Raw genomic sequence first — 18286 nt, 5'->3', positions numbered from 1 at the left:
GGCTTTCTAGTATAAAAAATTCCATATTATATTGATGAAAATTCGTACTTATTCCACTATCTAGCACCGTTAATGAAATCAAAAAAGAGAGCTGCTAATCCTCACTAGATCTTCAATTCCTGCTACCCTTTAGTTTTAGTGCAATCTATCATAAAACTTTACTTAATAAGAATAAGTCGGCAGAAATTAAGTATGCTTTCAATTGGGTAGAAATCACATCGTATTATTACTTTTGCAGCTGATTTAATATCAGTTTTAAGACATCATTTTGTGACATATCATTAGTCAATATCATCTCTCCATCCACGCCAAGATAATCCTTTGGATTCCACCAGGCACGTAAAGAGTCTTCTCCGAATTCCGTCTTTTTAGAACTAAAGTTGTGACGTAGGACTGTTTCCTCAAAAGATAAATCAAAATAAAAAGTATATGTCTTTTGGTTATAGAACTGGATTAAGTTATTCAGCATTTCACCATATCGATTTCTATATAAAATTCCTTCCACAATAACAAATTTACATTTATCTTTTCCATATTCTGTAATTTGACGAATCAAATCAATTGAAAGGTTCCCATCTCTATCGTGAACTTTCAACATTTCACGGCGAACGGTATCCTGGGAAACTAAGAGAGTTCCTTGTCCCAGAAGATTTTGAAGACTTTTTGCAGTCGTAGTTTTTCCACTTCTAGAGTTTCCTCGTATGATAATTAGCATAGATTCCATATTATCCCCCAGCTTCTAATTTATTTTTATAAAGTATAAAAAGTAATGGCTGGACGGTTCGCAAGGGTTCTTAAGTATAAGTACGAAATACTTGAATGATATTAATTTTACTCCTCATAAAAACATTCATTTAGAGTTCTTAGCTCTTCTTTAATATAATTTATGGTAACAACTCTTCCCTGTTCATTTAACGAATCAAATAAAAGCTGCTCCAGTAACTCACCTAAGTCTTCTAACTTACGCCTTCCTTGATAAAAATGCAATGCATCAAGGTTAAGCTTGAAATTCTTATGTGTTTCCTGATACCTTCTCAAAAATGTATTAAAATATGGTTTATTAACAAAAAACATTAAATCAGCTTCGACAGGGGCTATTTTCAATCCTTCCCAGTCAACTAAAATCAACTGCTTTGAGGTTTGCATCAAATTCCAATTATGCAAGTCCGTATGGCATAGTGCCATTCGTAAATCACTATTTTTCAAATATGCTGCTAGTTTCTCCACTTTATTAATCACATCTTTTAATTGGGGAATGCAGGAACTTACAGATTCTCTTATTTCAATTGGTATTTGATTATTTTCTCTTTTGAGTATGTTACTAAAAAATTGTAAAAAGGGTACTTCAAAATTCTCCTTAATAGAACTTGTATCTATAGGGATTTCTTGACCATAACTGTGAAGAGTGGATATAAACCCTGATAGCTGATAAACTTGCACATCTTTTAATTCTTGATTTCCTATTGTTTCACCATTTATATAATCATAAAGAAGGTATATTCCATAATCATCTTCACACTTATAACTCCCATCATCCGCTAATAAGGGGACGGAGATTTTCTCTTTAAGTTCACTATTATGCGTTAGCCATTCTATTATAGGAACATAGTTATTTATACTTCTGGTTAATTGTCGAGTAGATGATCGACTTTTTTCATATACTTTTAAGAAAAATTGATTGTTGTTGTTAGAAACTTGATAGGCAAGTGATGCCCATCCGCCCTTAAGTGATCTTATGTTAGTAATATCTGTATTGTAATGAACTTTCATAATTTTCTTAATCCTGTCCATAAAAGTCCTCCAACAAATTTTTTTACTACTCCTTTATCCTGCCATATTCGTACAATGAAAAAAGAGTTGCTGCAACAACCCTTTATCATGATAATTTGATATGCTAAATTAAGATGTTTCTTTACAAATCATCAATAAATTACCATCTAGGTCTTTAAACACAAAATAAAAGTCGTCCTCAATTCCTGTTAATAATTCTACATTATTTTCTTTCAGAAATTGATAAGATGCATGAATATCATTTGTTAAAAACTGAATTGATGGTACTTGATAAGTTGAAACATGCCCATCTTCATTTCTCCACTTTGGCATTGTATCTAAAATTAAACTAGCAGTACCTTCCATTGGTGCGGTGTATAGATGTCCAAAGTATATTTCTCCACCTTTCACACCTAGTATTTTGCTGTACCATTCTCTTGCTTTTTCAAGGTCACGAACTGGAACAAACACACCGCCGATTCGGTTTTTAATTGGTGATTTTTTTATAGGCATATTCACAAAACCTCTCTCTTTTTTTTATACTTAAATTTCATAAGAATTATCTTTTATTAGGAGTTTGTAATCCTTTGAAGCTAGTATATTTTCTATCTCAGTTATTAAGTGTACACGGGTAGTTCAAATAAACACCATATAGATTACTGAAATATTATGTTAAGATGGACGGGATAATTAGACATACTTTGAATTAATCTATTTTCCATTTAACATCAATTTTTCCTTTCAAATTATCTCCTGTGACTATTAATTTATATACACTTGTTTTTTTGGCTTCAAATTGGATGGGTTTCGTATCAATATCTCCATATTCTTTATAAGTCTTTTCTAGCTCTTTTATTCCTACTAAATCCCCATAATTATCTGAAATATGATACCCATACCCTCCCTCATTTATTTGGTCAAAGGATATATAAATTGTTACTATGTCCCCCTTTTCCAATGGCAATGGAATCTCGTGCTTTCCATTGAAACGTTCAAACTCTGCGGAAAATGATGATTTTGTCTTTTCTTCGGTCCATTCTTCTTTTATAGTAAAATCGACTAATCTTATACTTAATAGAAGTGGGAAGACTAAAAGAACAATCCAAACGAAATGATTTTTTTTCTTAATAAAGTAGTAGCTAATGGAATAGATAAACGCACATAATGCACCGACACTTCCAGCTATCAGCGAAAACAAATGAATACCCATAAATGGAAAAAATACAATGAAACCTGCTAAACAATGTAAAAGAATACTCGTCTTTAATGTGAAATCTATCCATTTATGCTTAACTAAATCGATTAGTATAGTCATCACAAGTGCATATCCGCAAATTAATCCCCAAATCTTTATATTTGATAAATATTCCGTAAACTCATTTAGATCAAATCCAGTTCTCGATATTAAATATATACACATAATAAATATTAACAAACCAAGCGCTGCAATTTTATTAAGTATGTACTCTATCACATTGTTTTGAAATGTTATTTCTAATTTCATAAATCCCCCTATTCTATATGATATAAATTATGGTATCAAAGTTTCCCAATAGATTACACATTAAATTTAAAGATTGATTAATCAAAATCAATATTTCGTAGGAAAAAAGCGTCTCCATTTATATGGGAGGTTGTTAGTGATCGGTCTAATTCTTTGTGGGAATTTTCAATATTTATAAAAATAATAAAGGGAAACCTTATTTACAATCTGGCTTCCCTTTATTTATATTTAATAGTAAAAGTATTGCGTACTACTTTCTTATTTTTTATTATTTATTAGTTTTTTTCTATTTGTCACCAGAGGGGGCTGTTCTAGCCACTTCTTCTCCACCACTATATCGAAAGTGTCCTTTGCGTACAGCATAACCTCTGCAATGATTTTACTATATTGAGCAGTAAGATCGGTTCTCATCGTTACTGACATTGCATGTGAAATTAAGCTAATATCTACGGAATTTAATACATTTATCATAGAAAAGATAAGTTTGTCTGAAAAAGGTGATAATGTAGAGTCAGTTACTTCCATGCCAACGGTCACAGTCCCAAGAAGTTCTTCTTCCATTAGTAAATTATTGAAGAAGGAAATTTGCTTTTCACTAATTGTTTTTCCCTTAATAATATGATTTTTTAGATTCTTGCCTTTTACTACCTGAGCAAAGGCGAGCATAATAAGTATCGAAAAGTAATTACGTTCAATATTAAAAAATATTTCGGATAATTCAATGGCATTCAACGGACGTTTAGGACCTATAAATCCTGATAGAAAGGAATCCTTCTGGACAAATTCAATTTCTTTAGGGTAGTTCATTTTAGGCGGTCGATCATAAATGCCTTTTGACAACATCATCTTGACTGCTTTTCCAAACATTTCTATAGAGGTATGAATACACTCTGTAAAAAAATCAAGCACATCAAGCCGAACATTGTTTGATGCAGTATAGCTAAAATTAATCATTCCTAAACGATTCATCATATAAATATAACTTAATGTAAACACATCATTAAATAATGCAGGGGCTGCTAAATTCACATCTCCTTCTGAAAAAGCAGCAGGCAATGGGAAATTTTCTGAAAGGAAAATTTTTTTTATCTCCTCTAATCGTACTTGAGAAACTTGTAGTGCTTCTTTTGCTAATGGAATAATTTCCTCATCTTGAAGGTGATGCAAAAAGTATATAAGAAAACATGAATTCATACTTTCTTGTAAATATACACCCCAAAGACCACCAATTTCTGTGCAAGACAATTCAATATTTACTTGCTTTTTTTCAGATTCCAATTGGATAATTCCTCCCTCTATATATTGTAGATTTAGTATCCCATTTAAATTCGACACTTACTCTATTTGTAAGAAGGAACAATTAATTTTTCTGTTTAACAATATGGGGAAGCTAGCTTAACCTCTTTTTGGGCGTGAATGATATTTAATTATAAAATAACGAATAATGAACCCAACGGCCAACCCTGGAATCAGAGACAGCATTGGAAGCCAAATTGGTCCAAAATAAATACCAAAATATTTATTTTGGGAATACATAAGACCAACTGTGACAAAATAGGCTCCAAAAGCAAATGGGACATACGAATATTGAGGATTTTCCCCATCTGCAAATTTGTACGCGTCATACATAGCATACATATACAGACAAGGGTAAAACATGAGCCATTGATGATTAACCACAAATTCAGCCTCCGTTATTTTTCCGAGAAAACTGTACATAATGGCTTGGTTAAAGAAACTGTTAACATTTGTGATAAACTCTAAAAAGATAAAAACAAATCCTTTTAATAAATGTCTATTTAGGAGCTGTCCAAAACCTGGAAAAGCTATGCTCCATAAAATGGCTTCTAATTTTTGTACTTTTTTCATAATAATTAACCTTCACTATTCTGTGGCAGGTTGTTTATTTTTTAAAAAATCAATTTTTTTAATTAATCCAACAAATCCTCTAATTGTAAATAAAGTAAAACAGACACTGCCAAATGTATGGAAAGCAGACCAATTACTCCACTTAAATAGTTTAGTGTTTTTTTCAAAATACCACTGTCCAATACTCATGGGTACACTAAATATTAAACTTTTTAGAAGAATAATAGGTAACCTATCATTGTAAGAAATTTTTACCCAGATCACACTTAAAATAGGGAAAAATAATATATCATAAATGAGGTTAGTCTTAAATATTTGTGGAAAGGGGCGTACTGGATAGGCAACCCTTTTCGTACCAACAACATAAGCATCAACTAGTGTAGCTAGAACTCCTTTTGAGAAAAAAACAACTAAGTTTTCTCGCATTTTTTCCCCTTTAAACAAAAAAGGGACTGTACAAATACACAAGCCGAAAAGTAGATTTAATAGTTTTTTCTCCATCTATGATATCCGCCTCTTCTCTTATTAATATATTTAAAATTCCCTGGAAGATTTTATTTATGCGTAAAAATACTTTCTTTATACATTCGATAAGACAAATTTATGAACAATTTATTCTTTATCAAAAACTGAATAATGGTTTTAGCACATTACATGGTTTATTACGTGAATAAAAAAACCTGATAATAAGCTTATTATCAGGTTAAGATAAATTCTCTTTATTTTAAGAATTTAACACGGTCTTCAAGTGGCTTAAATTCTTTTTCACCAGGTTGTGCAGTTGGATTTCCAAAAGGCATTTGAGCAATTAATTTCCAATTAGAAGGAATACCCCATTCTCTTTTTACTTCATTATCAATTAGTGGATTATAGTGTTGTAATGAGGCACCTAGACCTTCTGCCTCTAATCCAGCCCACACTACTAATTGGTGCATACCAGAAGCCTGATCGGACCAAATAGGAAAATTATCAGCATATAAAGCAAATTGTTCTTGAAGGGCTTTGACAATTGCTTCATCTTCAAAAAATAAGACAGTACCATACCCTGCTTTAAATGAGTCCATTTTTTGCTGTGTCCCTGTGAAATCCCCATTTCCAACAACTTCTTTTAAAGTCTTTGTTGTAATATCCCATAATTTATTATGTGCATCTCCAGTTAATACAACTAGGCGTGCCGTTTGAGAGTTAAAGGCAGACGGAGTATATTTTACTGCAAATTCAATAATTTCCTTAATTCTCTCTTCAGATACGGAGATATCTTTATTAATTCCATAATATGAACGTCTTTCTTTTAAAACAGAATAAAAATCTTTTGACATAATTAAAATCCTCCATAATTTTGATTTAATAAAATCTGTAATAAAAATTGAGTACAATGCATCTATCCCAGCTTATATGAATGTGAGCATGCTTGATTTAATGCTTGCTTTTATTTTTCCCTATTCTTTATCTATTAGTCGGTAATTGTATATCAAAAACCTTCAAATATGATATTTAAGTATAACATAGGCTTTCTTTCATTATTTTAATGTAGGAAACCGAGTGTAGTAAAAAAACCGCCATACACAAATGTAAAGGCGGTTCAAACTTTTATAATCGTAAATAGTTGTGAGTTAAATGGTTGGATTTAATCACCGTTTTATAATGTATGGAATAACTGATCAATCGCTAATGGTGATTACTTGACATTTTTAATCACTATTCTGCTATGAGGAATACTTGGCATACTAACCATGCTAAAACTTAAATCTTGGTCAGGGATTTCATAATTTATTTGGTTTACTAAAAAGTCAAGGCTTACTTTTAATACTTCAAGGGTTAACCACTCCCCAGCGCAGCGATGGCCAAAAAAATAATCACCACCACCCTGAGGGATAAAATCATATAGATTTTCTTCACGGTTTTCAAATCGTTTGGGATTAAATCGATCAGGATTATCCCAAATATTTGTGTCATGATTTGTACCGTAGATATCCAGCAATGTCAATGTGTCTTTTTTAAATGTATAGCCCTTCCAAGTAAAATCCTTTTTTACCAAAGCCGCTACAAAAGGAAAAAAAGGATAGAAACGGCGGACTTCTTGTATAAACAGTTCAGGATAATTTTTATCATTAGTTTTGAGCTTTTTAGTTTCTTCTGGATGATGATACACGGCCAATGCTAGAAAGTTGATATATATGGCGATCGCCACAATCGGCCGTAAAATGTTGATGATCTCTACAGCAACAGTCTTAGTGTCATGTAGATTTCCATCAGGATTACGGTGCCAGACAAATTGATCTAATACAGAATTTTTCGGAGGCTGTACGTTTCCGGCACGAACCTTATCAATGAGATCTCCAACCCACTTTTCTACTTGATTTCTTGCGTTTCTCCCTTTCCAATGACTTGGACCTACTTTAGCAGCAGACTCGAACATTGCTCCTAAATCTTTTGACAGCTCATTAACTTTCTCTTCTGGAAGCGGCACACCTGCCCATTGGCAGGCGGTTCTGCACAAAAGTTCCTGTACTTCATCATAAAGGATAACTTCATCCATATCCCTCCATTTATTTACTGCAACCTGCCATTGTTCTTTTGTCATGTTAATCAGTTTTTTTAATTCGTCAGGGGACATAACGGACATAAACATTTCCTTTCGCTGTTTATGCTCCTTATCATCTAAACTTTGTACACCATTTTTTCCAAACAATGTTTGCACCGCCCGATTAGGTGCTGCATTTTTTCTTTTGAACTTTTCAGTGTCATAAAAAACCTCAGCTGCTTCCTTTCCACCCATACAAATTACTTTATTTCCAAGTAAGCGGGTCTCAAAGATATCAGATTGAAAGCTCCGGCGTCTATTTAAAATATACATATATCCTTCTCTCAAAAGGCTCAAGCTATGATCTATTCCATCTTCGCGAGGTATTTGATTCGTGTTTGACATGGGATCCATCTCCATTTTTTTAAGTATTACGATTATTCTTTGTCATACTTTCTTGTTTACTCACAAAAAGTTTGAACCTTAATAATATTTAATCATGAATGCGCTATTGGATAAAAATGGCCGATCGGTGAATTGTCTACCAATCGGCTAATTGCTTTTAAAGTTTAATCCTACTTTATCCACTCATTAAAGAATGTACGATAGCCTTCTCTCATCACCGTGTTCGAAAAGGCATCAAATGCATAATTACGATTCTCCTTTGATGCTTTAATTGGAACGGAAGCAGCCATATTAACAAGTTCAAACCAGTTCTTTTCGTTACCGGAGAAGGAATGCTTTGCACTGATATGATCATAGCATGGATGCTCTGGTTTAACGATAATTTTCCCCATTGCTAAAGCTTCTGTTAAAGGCATTGCAAAAGTGTCAAACTTAGAACAGCTCCAATACACCTTTGCAGAATTCATCAAGGTGAAGATTTCATCTTGTGATAGTGCAAACTGTAGTTTAACATTGCTAGGAATTTGATATTTTTTCATACTTTCTCGATACCGCTCACCTCCGAAGACCATATATACTTCTTTATCTGAGTTTCTCCGAGCATACTCGATCACTATATCAGGTCTTCTGTTTTCTTCATCTCTGCCAATCCAAAGGATCCGATTATCTACAACTTGAGAAGGATCATAGTATTTATTCGCAAGAGTTTCATTGAATCCGATCGGAATAACAGTTACATCGCGAACACCAAAATGACGTGCCATTTCCCTTTTTAAAAATTCGGTTTGGACAATTGCTTTATCTACGATTTGATAGAAAGGCTTCATCATCTCATATCCTGTCAAAGCCGGATCAGGAAAACTATGTGGAAAAAGCACACTATTTTTCAAAAACATTTTTAAATAAGTAAAACCGGAAACAGTGTAGATAACATGTTCAATTTTTTGCGTATTTATTTGATCTAGTACAATGTCATAGTTAACGAGATCTCCTTTTTCATGCTCATATCCTGGAAGCCAGTCATATCCGCTCACATGCCGTTCCGGCGATATGAAAACAATTTCAATGCCAAGTTCTTCTCCAATCGTTTTGAGACGTTCAGCGAAGATCCGTGGACCTTGTGCTTCCGTAAATTGAATTTTCCTCATTACTAACCCTACTTTTGTCATTACTTTACCCCTTATCAAACATTGCATGAATGTTGTTTTTTGAATAGAGTTATTTTACCATAATAATAAATCAATGAAATTTTACTGCCCCTAAACAGCAAAAATCCACTTGCTTATAATGGGAAACAAGTGGATTTTTGCTGTTTAAACTTTATTATTGTCCAGATGTTAACTCTGTTCGTACTTGTTGAATTTCCTCTTGTGTGGCTGATTGTGCAGGCTTATAATCTCCTTTTTGAAGAGCATAATTATAAACAGTCCGCTGCCGAGACTCATCAGCATTTCTTAATTGAATTAAGGTTTGTCTTAACTCGGCATTATTTGTATCGCTAATGTAACCTGCATAGCTTTTTAAACTTGCATTTAATCCATTTAAATAATCATTAACAATATCTTTATCCTGTAGCACAAAGAGTTCCTCCTTATTGTAAGAATGTCAAAAGCTGCTGCTGCGCTGTTTTTGCTGCTTGAGCATCCCTTTGCAGCATCGTTTTTAATTCAGGATCCATGGCTGTTTGAGCATAAGCTTCTAATTTGTTAGCGATCATTCCATGTTCGCCAATGATTCTTCGCAAATTTTCCACTTCTGTTTGTGTCAACGTTTGCATAATGTCTTATTCCCCTTTCTTAAGTATTCAAATTTAGCTTCTCCATGTAAATAAATGTAATTCTTTATTTAATTAATAAATGGAAAAAGGAGAGTAAATATCTAATTTACTCTCCCTGTTTATATCTGCTGTTTATTGTTTCTCCATGACAATACTAATCGCTCCTAAATACTTTTCATATTTCTTAAAAGTACCATGCATATCTTCTATTCGTTTTCTTGCATCAGGATTCACCGCAATATTTTTTACGATTGTTGCAAATCCCTTTACTCCTTCGTCCTGAATCATCCTCTTCTTTTCTAATAAATGCATGGGCCGCATCTCAATGATTACAACATTAAAACCTTTATTTTCAAAAAGAGATTTCCATTCAAATACAGTCAGCGGTTTAGCATTTACACGAATGACATTTGCTAAATCACGACGAATCGTCGATTTCAATTCTTCATCGATGTTATTTGGATTTAAACAGAGCTCATGAATCCCATACCTTCCACCCTTACGTAAGATTCGATAAGCTTCTTCAATAATCTCTTCTTTTTGCTGCGGTGATTGCATTGTCAGCATTGCTTCTCCGTATAAGACATCAACCGATTGACTCGGTAGTTTTGTATTTTGAGCATCACCAATTATACAAATAGCATTGTTTGGAGGCAGGTATTTAATAACCTGTTTAGCAGCAACATCATTTTGTTCAATAGCAATATAAGATTTAGGCTTCTTCTCTAGGACGCTTTTTGCTGTAATCCCCAGACCAGGAGCAAATTCAGCTACATCATCATCTTCTGTTATATGTAAGTGATCGAGCATCTTTTTTGTTAGTTCAATCCCACCAGGGCGCAGGACACGTTTTCCCATTTTAGCGAGTACCCAATGACCTGGCATTTTTGAAAAATCTGTTTGTATAATTGAAGTCAAAAAATCACTTCCTTCCACTTATTGATAATGATAATTGTTATCAATTACTATTATATGAATAGCCTTAACTTTATGTCAAGTAAATCTTATGCTAGTAATTAATAAAAAAAGCCATTATTACGTTAAGTAATAATGGCTTTGCAACTTATTTTTGCATAAACGCTTCTATATCTTCTATCGAACGAATGATGTCTTTCGTAAGCACTTCATGCCCTTCTTCTGTTACTAATACATCATCTTCAATTCGAATGCCGATTTCTTCATCTGCAATATAAAGACCTGGCTCCACAGTAAGTACCATTCCAGGCTGTAAAACTAAATCTTTATAACTTCCTACATCATGTGTATCTAAACCAAGAAAATGGCTGACACCGTGATAATAGTATTCACTAATCTCATTTTCCTCTTTAATTAATCCAACTTTCATACATTCTTCTGCAAGTATTTTCTTTGTCATTTCATTTAGGTTTGCAAATGGCACTCCTGGTTTAATAAGAGCGGTTGTTTCTCTCAAAGCTTTTAAGACGATATTGTAATACACTTTTTGCTTTTCTGTAAATTTCCCGTTTACTGGAAAGGTGTAGCTAATATCGGCATTATAGTATTCAAATTGTGCCCCTAAATCAAGAAGAACGAGACGATCGTCTTCAACAAGAGCATTATTTTTCTCATAATGAAGGACAGTGCCATTTTTTCCACTCGCAACAATTGTTGGAAACGCGTGCTCTCTAACACCTTCAGTATTTAAAATAAAGTCAAAATGGGCTTCAAGCTGATATTCCTTCATACCTGGCTTAGCATGCTTCATTACATTTCTAATGCCATTTTGGGTAATTTCAATCGCTTTTTTGATTTTTTCAATCTCTTCCGGTGTTTTGTAAACGCGAAGTTCGCTAATAGCTGGATAAACATTATTTATTTGAACATATGGATAATTTGCTTGGATTTTACTAGCAAATTGCTGTGCCTTTGTTGTCGAAGAATCTAATTCTCTGCGTTCTAGATCTAAATAAACGTGAAAAACTGATTCTGAAATAAGCGTTTGAGACACTGTAGATTCGAATTGGTCAAGATATAGAATGTTGTCGATTCCAGATGTGTCAATTGCCTCGCTGATGGAAATAGACTTTCCTACCCATTTTTCTAAAATGGGATCAGATTTTTCAATAAAAAGGAATTCCTCAACTTTACTTCCTTTTTTTCGAGCCATAAATATAATATTTGGTTCGTCGATCCCTGTATTGTAATAAAAATTACGATTAGGAACAAACTTATATGCCTCATCTGCTGATTTTTGCGGCGCTTTCCCAGCAAATAAAACTAGAAGAAATTGATCCTTTAATTCCTCATATAAATGATTGCGATTAGTAATGAAAAAATCCTTGTGCATAAAATTCCCTCTTTTCAAAAGATATGAATTTATAAGTATAGTTATATCATAACATACTCGTTTTCAATACTTCCTATAGTGTAACTCGATTTTAATATGATGTTTTTCGTTAATAGAATTCTTATCTATTACTTTCCAGTTTATAGAAATAGTATTTTGTAAGTCATCAAACTGACTTTTTGTAAAGACCAGTCCATCTAAGTAGTCCTCAAAGACCTGATAATCAATATTTTCTTCTAAACCATATTTAATTTTTAATAGTCTTTTTAGTGCATTTTTTGTGAGAAAAGTAATTTTATACCCATTTAAAATGGCTTTTTCTAATCTTTCGGAATGGGTTCTATAAAAATCAATAAACGTTTGCCAGTCAGGAATCCCTTCTCCGTAAGGAGTAAAATCCTTGCTAATACCATTTTTTAGCAAATGAATCATTTTGAGATCTGTTGTTCCGCTTCTTCTTATCATTTCAATCATTAGTGCATAGTTTAGTGCGATTTTTTCTCTGCTCAATTGATTTTCCACTCCCGGGTATAAATATATATAATTTCTGTCGTCTTATTTTATTGGATCAGAGAAACAATGTAATCACTTATACTGACAATTAAAATACTTTGCCCCAGTCCGCAAATGACCCCTGTCAGGAATCGTAATCCATTATTGCTCATTCTAAACTTCAACTTCTGGGTCAATCCGTCAATGATCATTGGAATATTTAGAAATAGTCCAAGCAAGATGGAAATATGTATGTCTATAAAGAATAAGATCGGAAAGAAGAGATACCCTGCCGAAATTCCTTTACACCTTGACATGAAAAACAAATATCTCACCTACTTATTCGTGCATATTAACTGTTATGATCTACACTGCTTAAAAATTCCCTTACTACCATCATATACTCATCCGTTTCCTCTAAATAAGGCATGTGTGCACTGTTTTCAAAAACATGGAATTTCGCTCCGGGTGTAAGGCTGCTGAAATATTTCGTTGATTCTGGGGTAGCTTCATCATATCGGCCACACGTATATAATGTTGGGATACCCATATCCTTTAATTGTGAAGTGCAATCGAAGTTTTTTAAATTTCCAGTTACATGAAATTCTGATGGCCCCCACATAATATTATAGACATCTGGATTTTTGTATTGTGCACCTTGTTTTAAGAAAGCAGGCATTGGGTCAAGACGGCAGACAAAGCGTTTATTGAATTCAGCGGTGGCAGCCTTATATTCTTCTGAATCAGTTGTTCCATTATCTTCACATGCTTTTAATACTGCTTGTACCTCCACTGGTAATTGTTGCCGGTTTCTCGCCTGGTCTTCTGCCCAAAGTGGGGCACTTAAACATGGGCTTGAAAAAATAACACTTTCTACACCTTCTGGTTTTGATAAAATATAAGCTGCTGCTAGTGTTGTTCCCCAGGAATGTCCTAGGATATGGACTTTGTCTAAAGAAAGAGCAGTTCTAATTTTCACTAATTCTTCTACAAATCTCTCAATCTTCCATAAAGAGGGGTCTGCTGGTCGATCCGATTTTCCACAGCCTAATTGATCATAAAAGATAACGGGACGATCCTCAGAAAGAACATTTAAGCCTTGGAGCGAATAATGGGATGAACCTGGGCCGCCGTGTAGAATAATAACAGGTGTTTTATCTGTATACGTATCGTGAATCTGATACCACACGTTCCCTCCTGTAACTTTTATGTATCCTTCCTTAACTGACATATAGATCTCTCCTATCATCGATGAATAAACTTAACATTTACAATTTTATATGAACACATTTCGACAATAACTATTGTATTCCTTTATTTTAATTAGTTACAAGTTTTAAAATATTTTTACAAAACGTTCAATTAACCCCAATTTTTAGAAAAAACTGATATAATTAGGCTGTTTAAATCAACTTTCTAAAAAGTTGATTTAAATGATTTTCCTCTACTATCACGTAGTTATCCCCCTCAGAAGTTTTTTCTTTACTAAGCTGCTGCTTTGTCATTTACCGTCACTATCAAATCAACTATTTAAGGAGGTAAATCTATGTACGAAATTAAAGAAAAAGAAAAATTATTTATTTACACAGGTCCAGATGGATCTGGCAGAAAAACGATTGCCAAAATGGTCGCGACAATGTTTGATATGGAAACAATCCTTTCCTATACAACTAGACCCCCTCGTCATTATGAACAAGATGGTGAAGACTATCATTTTGTTGAAAAAGAAACTTTTAAAAAATTGGAGGCGAATAATGAATTTCTAGAATGTGTAAAAATTGATGGATTCTATTATGGTATACGTGAAGAAGATATTATAAAAGCTTTTGAATCACATGCCCTCGTTTATTTGACTTTAAATCCTGAAGGAACTGAAAAATTAAAAAAGATGTATGGGGATCGTGTCATTCGATTTTTTATATATGCTGATAGAGACACGGTTATTGAAAGGCATAAAGCAAGACAGGATAAAGAGGAAGATATTAATCGGCATATGGCTCACTATACTGAAAACATGGGCTATAAGGCAAAATGCGAATATGCATTTGAAAATTATGATTCCCCGCAAGTTTCATTTCAAGTAAGTGAAGTTGTCGAAACGATTTTAGATAGGGATATCATTATTACAGATTATTAACATAAAAACTGCCGTTCAAATGAACGGCAGTTTTTTTATACTCTATACTTATTTTACTAACTCTAACTCAACCGGAATAAATTCATCAACTGTTTCGCCGCCAGCAACTTTTAAAGCTGTTGTTACCCCTTGCTGACCAATAATAACAGGCTTTTGAGCAACAGTTGCTGCCATATTTCCACTTTCAACAGCTTTGACTGCATCGTCAGTTGCATCAAAACCAACAACAATCACATCAGTTAAGCCAGCTGCTTGAAGAGCTTCTAATGCACCTAAAGCCATTTCATCGTTATGAGCAAAGACTGCTTGAATATCTTTATTTCCTTGTAAAATGTTTTCCATTACAGATAAGCCTTTTGCACGGTCAAAATCTGCCGCTTGTTTTGCAACTACTTCAACATCTGCAACAGCGTCAACCGCTTTATGGAAACCCTCTCCACGTTCACGAGCAGCGGATGATCCAGGAATCCCTTCTAATTCAACGACTTTCCCTTTATTTCCTAACTTTTCTAAAATAAATTCTCCAGCCATTTGGCCGCCAGCAACGTTATCAGAAGCAATATGTGCCACTAATTCTCCGCCTTCAGCACTACGGTCTACCGTGATTACAGGAATATTTGCACTGTTTGCTGACTCAATTGCAACTGCTACGGCAGCAGAATCTGTTGGATTAACGAGTAATACATCAACACCTTGCTGAATTAAATCTTCGATATCACTTACTTGTTTAGCAGAATCGTTTTGTGCATCAACTGTCACAATTTCCGCACCTTGAGCTTTTGCTTCATCTTCTGCACCTTGTTTTAACGAAACGAAGAATGGATTGTTCAAAGTAGAAACAGAAAGACCAATTTTTACACTATCGTCCTTTTTACCACTAGTTTCTTTTTCGCTCTTATCTGATGATCCGGGAGCCTCTGTTGAACAGCCAGCTAATAAAACCATCATTAATGTAATAAACAATAATCCTTTAAATGCTTTTTTCACGTAATTGACCTCCTAAAATGTTTTAAATTAAATAAGATGTTCCTGCGGACAAATTACTAGAGCATTAAACTATGCCGCTTTCTTTCTATCTAATAAGACTGCTAGAAGAATGACACCTCCTTTAACTACTTGTTGATAAAAGGAACTTACATTCATCAAATTTAATCCATTATTTAAAACCCCTATAATGAGTGCTCCAATCAATGTTCCGAAAATCCAGCCTTTTCCGCCAGATAAGCTTGTACCGCCTAATACAACTGCAGCAATTGCATCTAATTCATAGGATGCACCTGCAGTAGGCTGAGCAGAATTCAAACGAGATGTTAAAATTATTCCTGCAAGTGCAGATAATGTTCCTGTTATGGAATAAATCCAAATTTTCACTTTGTCAACGCGAATTCCAGATAAAATAGATGCTTCTTCATTCCCGCCAATTGCGTAAACTTTACGTCCGAATGTAGTCTTCTTTAAAATAAAGTAAAGGATACAATAGGAAATGAGCATCCAAATAACAGGAACCGGTATCCAGCCTAGGTATCCACGCCCCATTAATTCAAAGACCTGACTATCTGATAAGCCTGTAATCGGACGTCCTTCTGTATATACGAGAGTTAATCCGCGAAAAATTGTCATTGTTGCTAATGTGGCAATGAAAGGAGCGACTTTCCCTTTTGTAATTATGAATCCATTTATTGCCCCCATTACAGCACCTGCTAGTAGGCCAATAAGAATGGCTAAGATCGGGTCCATTCCACTAGCTAACAAACCAGCAGTAACAGCTGATGAAAGAGCAAGTATTGAACCGACCGAGAGATCAATTCCTCCTGTTAAAATAACAAATGTCATTCCGAATGCGATTAAAGCATTGATTGATACTTGACGTAGTACATTAAAGATATTGTCCATTGTTAAAAAGCTTGGACTTACAATTGCCAGGATGACGGTGATGATGACTAATCCTAATAAAGGTCCTAATTTTTGTAACTGTTTCGAAAATAATGCTGAGGACTTCATTTTTTATTTCCCCCTGTCGCGGCTTGCATGATCATTTCTTGGTCAGCCTCGGACTTATTTAATATTGCGGATACTTTCCCTTCATGAATAACAAGTATTCGGTCGCTCATTCCTAAGATTTCTGGAAGCTCAGAAGAAACCATAATAATAGAAACACCTAGTTTTGTTAATTCATTCATGATTTGATAAATTTCTTTTTTTGCTCCTACATCCACACCACGGGTTGGCTCATCTAATATTAAGATTTTTGGGTTAATTCCTAGCCATTTCCCAATTACGATCTTCTGTTGATTTCCGCCACTGAGTGATTTTACTAATTGTTCACTGCTTGATGTTTTTACATGTAGTTTTTGAATCATCTCATCTACAAAGCTTGCTTCCTCTTTTGTAGAAATGATATTCTTTTTTGAAATTTTGTTAAGGTTGGTCAATGAGAAGTTTTCTCGTACGGATAAATCGAGTACTAGCCCCTCACTTTTACGGTCTTCCGTAATAAAGCCGATTCCAGCTTTTATCGCATCATATGGTGATTTGATTTTTGTCTCTTTTCCATCAATAAAGAGCTTTCCTTCCTGTACCTTCCGATAGCCAAAAATAGCTTCCATAATTTCCGTCCGGCCAGCACCCATTAAACCGGCTACACCCAGAATTTCTCCTTGATGAATAGTAAAATGGACATTTTCAAAGGATCCCTTACTTGAGAAATTAGCTACTTTTAACCTTTCAGAACCTATGGTTGTATCTCGTTCCGGGAAGCGGTCACCTAGCTGCCTGCCAACCATCATTTTGACAATTTCATCAAAGTTTGTTTCTGGAATCGCTTTCACTCCGATGAATTGTCCATCCCGTAAAACAGATATTCGATCGCAAATTTGAAATATTTCCTCCATTCGATGAGAAATATATACAATTCCAACCCCTTGTTCTTTAAGGGAATGGATCACTTTAAACAAGGCTTCAATTTCTCGATCCGTTAATGCCGCAGTAGGCTCGTCCATAATTAATACTTCTGTATTTGCAGCAACCGCTCGAGCAATCTCAATCATTTGCTGCTGACCGACTGATAAATTGCCAGCCTCAATGGCAGGATCTATATCGATCCCAAGACGGTTTAAGTATTCTTTCGTCTTTTGCTTCATTTCTTTATCTTTTGTCATTCCGAATTTCCCGAATGTCAGCTCTTTTCCTAAGAACATATTTTCAGTGACTGTTAAATAAGGTATGATATTTAGCTCTTGATGAATAACGGCTATTCCTGCCATTTCTGCTTCTTTCGCATTTTTGAAATGTACCTCACTCCCACGAACAGAAACAGTTCCGGCATCCCTTTCATATATACCTGTTAAAATTTTCATTAAAGTTGATTTACCAGCCCCATTTTCTCCCATGAGGGCATGTACTTCCCCAGGCATAATTTCAAAGTCTACTTTTTCCAAAACGATATTTCCGGAGAATGCTTTTGAAATGCCTTTCATTTGAATAATTGGTTGGCTATTCAT

21 protein-coding genes are annotated in these 18286 nt (G+C 34.3%); 1 reads left to right on the top strand and 20 read right to left on the bottom strand.

What is annotated here, in order from left to right:
- Positions 1–226: 226 nt before the first annotated feature.
- From FI644_RS22585 to FI644_RS22505, 17 genes are all read right to left on the bottom strand, one after another.
- The gene (locus FI644_RS22585) at positions 227–724 is read right to left on the bottom strand and encodes a kinase (RefSeq protein WP_142108842.1); all 498 of its coding nucleotides are present in this window, start codon (positions 722–724) and stop codon (positions 227–229) included.
- Positions 725–831: 107 nt separating this feature from the next.
- Positions 832–1791, bottom strand: a complete 960-nt coding sequence (locus FI644_RS22580; RefSeq protein ID WP_056684656.1) for an aminoglycoside phosphotransferase family protein — start codon at positions 1789–1791, stop codon at positions 832–834.
- 108 nt (positions 1792–1899) lie between these two features.
- On the bottom strand, positions 1900–2283 hold the full coding sequence (locus FI644_RS22575) for a VOC family protein (RefSeq protein WP_053476027.1): 384 nt from the start codon (positions 2281–2283) through the stop codon (positions 1900–1902).
- Positions 2284–2476: 193 nt separating this feature from the next.
- The gene (locus tag FI644_RS22570) at positions 2477–3274 is read right to left on the bottom strand and encodes a hypothetical protein (protein WP_142108841.1); all 798 of its coding nucleotides are present in this window, start codon (positions 3272–3274) and stop codon (positions 2477–2479) included.
- Between the two features lie 258 nt (positions 3275–3532).
- Positions 3533–4552, bottom strand: a complete 1020-nt coding sequence (locus FI644_RS22565) for a DUF3231 family protein (protein WP_142108840.1) — start codon at positions 4550–4552, stop codon at positions 3533–3535.
- A gap of 117 nt (positions 4553–4669) precedes the next feature.
- A complete protein-coding gene (locus tag FI644_RS22560) occupies positions 4670–5143 on the bottom strand; it encodes a hypothetical protein (protein ID WP_053476030.1) in 474 nt (157 codons plus the stop codon).
- Positions 5144–5158: 15 nt separating this feature from the next.
- Entirely contained in the window at positions 5159–5644 is a 486-nt protein-coding gene (locus FI644_RS22555; RefSeq protein ID WP_053476031.1) for a CBO0543 family protein, read from the bottom strand.
- Between the two features lie 218 nt (positions 5645–5862).
- The gene (locus FI644_RS22550) at positions 5863–6462 is read right to left on the bottom strand and encodes a nitroreductase family protein (RefSeq protein WP_053476032.1); all 600 of its coding nucleotides are present in this window, start codon (positions 6460–6462) and stop codon (positions 5863–5865) included.
- A 359-nt stretch (positions 6463–6821) separates the two neighbouring features.
- Complete coding sequence (gene cypC / locus FI644_RS22545; protein ID WP_142108839.1) at positions 6822–8072, bottom strand: CYP152 family fatty-acid peroxygenase CypC; 1251 nt, start codon at positions 8070–8072, stop codon at positions 6822–6824.
- Positions 8073–8242: 170 nt separating this feature from the next.
- A complete protein-coding gene (locus FI644_RS22540) occupies positions 8243–9241 on the bottom strand; it encodes a glycosyltransferase (RefSeq protein WP_142108838.1) in 999 nt (332 codons plus the stop codon).
- 154 nt (positions 9242–9395) lie between these two features.
- Positions 9396–9650, bottom strand: coding sequence for a spore coat protein (locus tag FI644_RS22535; RefSeq protein WP_053476035.1), 255 nt, complete (start codon positions 9648–9650; stop codon positions 9396–9398).
- Positions 9651–9663: 13 nt separating this feature from the next.
- Positions 9664–9849 carry a hypothetical protein gene (locus FI644_RS22530; protein ID WP_053476036.1) on the bottom strand — a complete coding sequence of 62 codons (186 nt, stop codon included), beginning with the start codon at positions 9847–9849 and terminating at the stop codon, positions 9664–9666.
- A gap of 132 nt (positions 9850–9981) precedes the next feature.
- Positions 9982–10767, bottom strand: a complete 786-nt coding sequence (locus FI644_RS22525) for a class I SAM-dependent methyltransferase (protein WP_231690068.1) — start codon at positions 10765–10767, stop codon at positions 9982–9984.
- 145 nt (positions 10768–10912) lie between these two features.
- Positions 10913–12157: an aminopeptidase P family protein gene (locus FI644_RS22520; protein WP_053476037.1), complete on the bottom strand. Its 1245-nt coding sequence runs from the start codon at positions 12155–12157 to the stop codon at positions 10913–10915.
- Between the two features lie 63 nt (positions 12158–12220).
- Positions 12221–12667 carry a hypothetical protein gene (locus FI644_RS22515; RefSeq protein WP_053476038.1) on the bottom strand — a complete coding sequence of 149 codons (447 nt, stop codon included), beginning with the start codon at positions 12665–12667 and terminating at the stop codon, positions 12221–12223.
- 50 nt (positions 12668–12717) lie between these two features.
- Entirely contained in the window at positions 12718–12966 is a 249-nt protein-coding gene (locus FI644_RS22510) for a DUF2085 domain-containing protein (RefSeq protein WP_142108837.1), read from the bottom strand.
- A 35-nt stretch (positions 12967–13001) separates the two neighbouring features.
- Positions 13002–13880, bottom strand: a complete 879-nt coding sequence (locus FI644_RS22505; RefSeq protein WP_056684666.1) for a proline iminopeptidase-family hydrolase — start codon at positions 13878–13880, stop codon at positions 13002–13004.
- A gap of 315 nt (positions 13881–14195) precedes the next feature.
- On the opposite strand from FI644_RS22505, the gene FI644_RS22500 reads away from it, so the two are divergent.
- On the top strand, positions 14196–14786 hold the full coding sequence (locus tag FI644_RS22500; RefSeq protein WP_053476040.1) for a guanylate kinase: 591 nt from the start codon (positions 14196–14198) through the stop codon (positions 14784–14786).
- A gap of 48 nt (positions 14787–14834) precedes the next feature.
- Here FI644_RS22500 and rbsB read toward each other — a convergent pair whose 3' ends face one another.
- The 3 genes from rbsB to FI644_RS22485 all read right to left on the bottom strand — a co-directional run bounded on the left by rbsB (position 14835) and on the right by FI644_RS22485 (position 18286).
- Positions 14835–15773 (bottom strand): ribose ABC transporter substrate-binding protein RbsB, encoded by a 939-nt coding sequence (rbsB, locus tag FI644_RS22495; RefSeq protein ID WP_380000687.1) that lies wholly within the window; start codon positions 15771–15773, stop codon positions 14835–14837.
- A 69-nt stretch (positions 15774–15842) separates the two neighbouring features.
- Positions 15843–16787 (bottom strand): ABC transporter permease, encoded by a 945-nt coding sequence (locus FI644_RS22490; RefSeq protein WP_053476041.1) that lies wholly within the window; start codon positions 16785–16787, stop codon positions 15843–15845.
- The gene (locus FI644_RS22485; protein WP_056684669.1) at positions 16784–18286 is read right to left on the bottom strand and encodes a sugar ABC transporter ATP-binding protein; all 1503 of its coding nucleotides are present in this window, start codon (positions 18284–18286) and stop codon (positions 16784–16786) included. The genes FI644_RS22490 and FI644_RS22485 overlap by 4 nt, the downstream gene beginning before the upstream one ends.

Origin of the sequence: Cytobacillus solani (assembly GCF_006704205.1) — a bacterium.
In the GTDB taxonomy this organism is placed as follows: Bacteria; Bacillota; Bacilli; order Bacillales; family Cytobacillaceae; genus Cytobacillus; species Cytobacillus solani.
Note: the sequence above shows the minus strand (reverse complement) of the source record. Positions and strands in the feature narration are given on the sequence as shown.

Excerpts from the sequence above, each read along its gene's own strand:
- FI644_RS22585 (WP_142108842.1), bottom strand. The coding sequence starts at position 724 with ATGGAATCTATGCTAATTATCATACGAGGAAACTCTAGAAGTGGAAAA.
- FI644_RS22580 (WP_056684656.1), bottom strand. The coding sequence starts at position 1,791 with ATGGACAGGATTAAGAAAATTATGAAAGTTCATTACAATACAGATATT.
- FI644_RS22575 (WP_053476027.1), bottom strand. The coding sequence starts at position 2,283 with ATGCCTATAAAAAAATCACCAATTAAAAACCGAATCGGCGGTGTGTTT.
- FI644_RS22570 (WP_142108841.1), bottom strand. The coding sequence starts at position 3,274 with ATGAAATTAGAAATAACATTTCAAAACAATGTGATAGAGTACATACTT.
- FI644_RS22560 (WP_053476030.1), bottom strand. The coding sequence starts at position 5,143 with ATGAAAAAAGTACAAAAATTAGAAGCCATTTTATGGAGCATAGCTTTT.
- FI644_RS22555 (WP_053476031.1), bottom strand. The coding sequence starts at position 5,644 with ATGGAGAAAAAACTATTAAATCTACTTTTCGGCTTGTGTATTTGTACA.
- FI644_RS22550 (WP_053476032.1), bottom strand. The coding sequence starts at position 6,462 with ATGTCAAAAGATTTTTATTCTGTTTTAAAAGAAAGACGTTCATATTAT.
- cypC (WP_142108839.1), bottom strand. The coding sequence starts at position 8,072 with ATGTCAAACACGAATCAAATACCTCGCGAAGATGGAATAGATCATAGC.
- FI644_RS22540 (WP_142108838.1), bottom strand. The coding sequence starts at position 9,241 with ATGACAAAAGTAGGGTTAGTAATGAGGAAAATTCAATTTACGGAAGCA.
- FI644_RS22530 (WP_053476036.1), bottom strand. The coding sequence starts at position 9,849 with ATGCAAACGTTGACACAAACAGAAGTGGAAAATTTGCGAAGAATCATT.
- FI644_RS22520 (WP_053476037.1), bottom strand. The coding sequence starts at position 12,157 with ATGCACAAGGATTTTTTCATTACTAATCGCAATCATTTATATGAGGAA.
- FI644_RS22510 (WP_142108837.1), bottom strand. The coding sequence starts at position 12,966 with ATGTCAAGGTGTAAAGGAATTTCGGCAGGGTATCTCTTCTTTCCGATC.
- FI644_RS22505 (WP_056684666.1), bottom strand. The coding sequence starts at position 13,880 with ATGTCAGTTAAGGAAGGATACATAAAAGTTACAGGAGGGAACGTGTGG.
- FI644_RS22500 (WP_053476040.1), top strand. The coding sequence starts at position 14,196 with ATGTACGAAATTAAAGAAAAAGAAAAATTATTTATTTACACAGGTCCA.
- FI644_RS22490 (WP_053476041.1), bottom strand. The coding sequence starts at position 16,787 with ATGAAGTCCTCAGCATTATTTTCGAAACAGTTACAAAAATTAGGACCT.
- FI644_RS22485 (WP_056684669.1), bottom strand. The coding sequence starts at position 18,286 with ATGAATAGCCAACCAATTATTCAAATGAAAGGCATTTCAAAAGCATTC.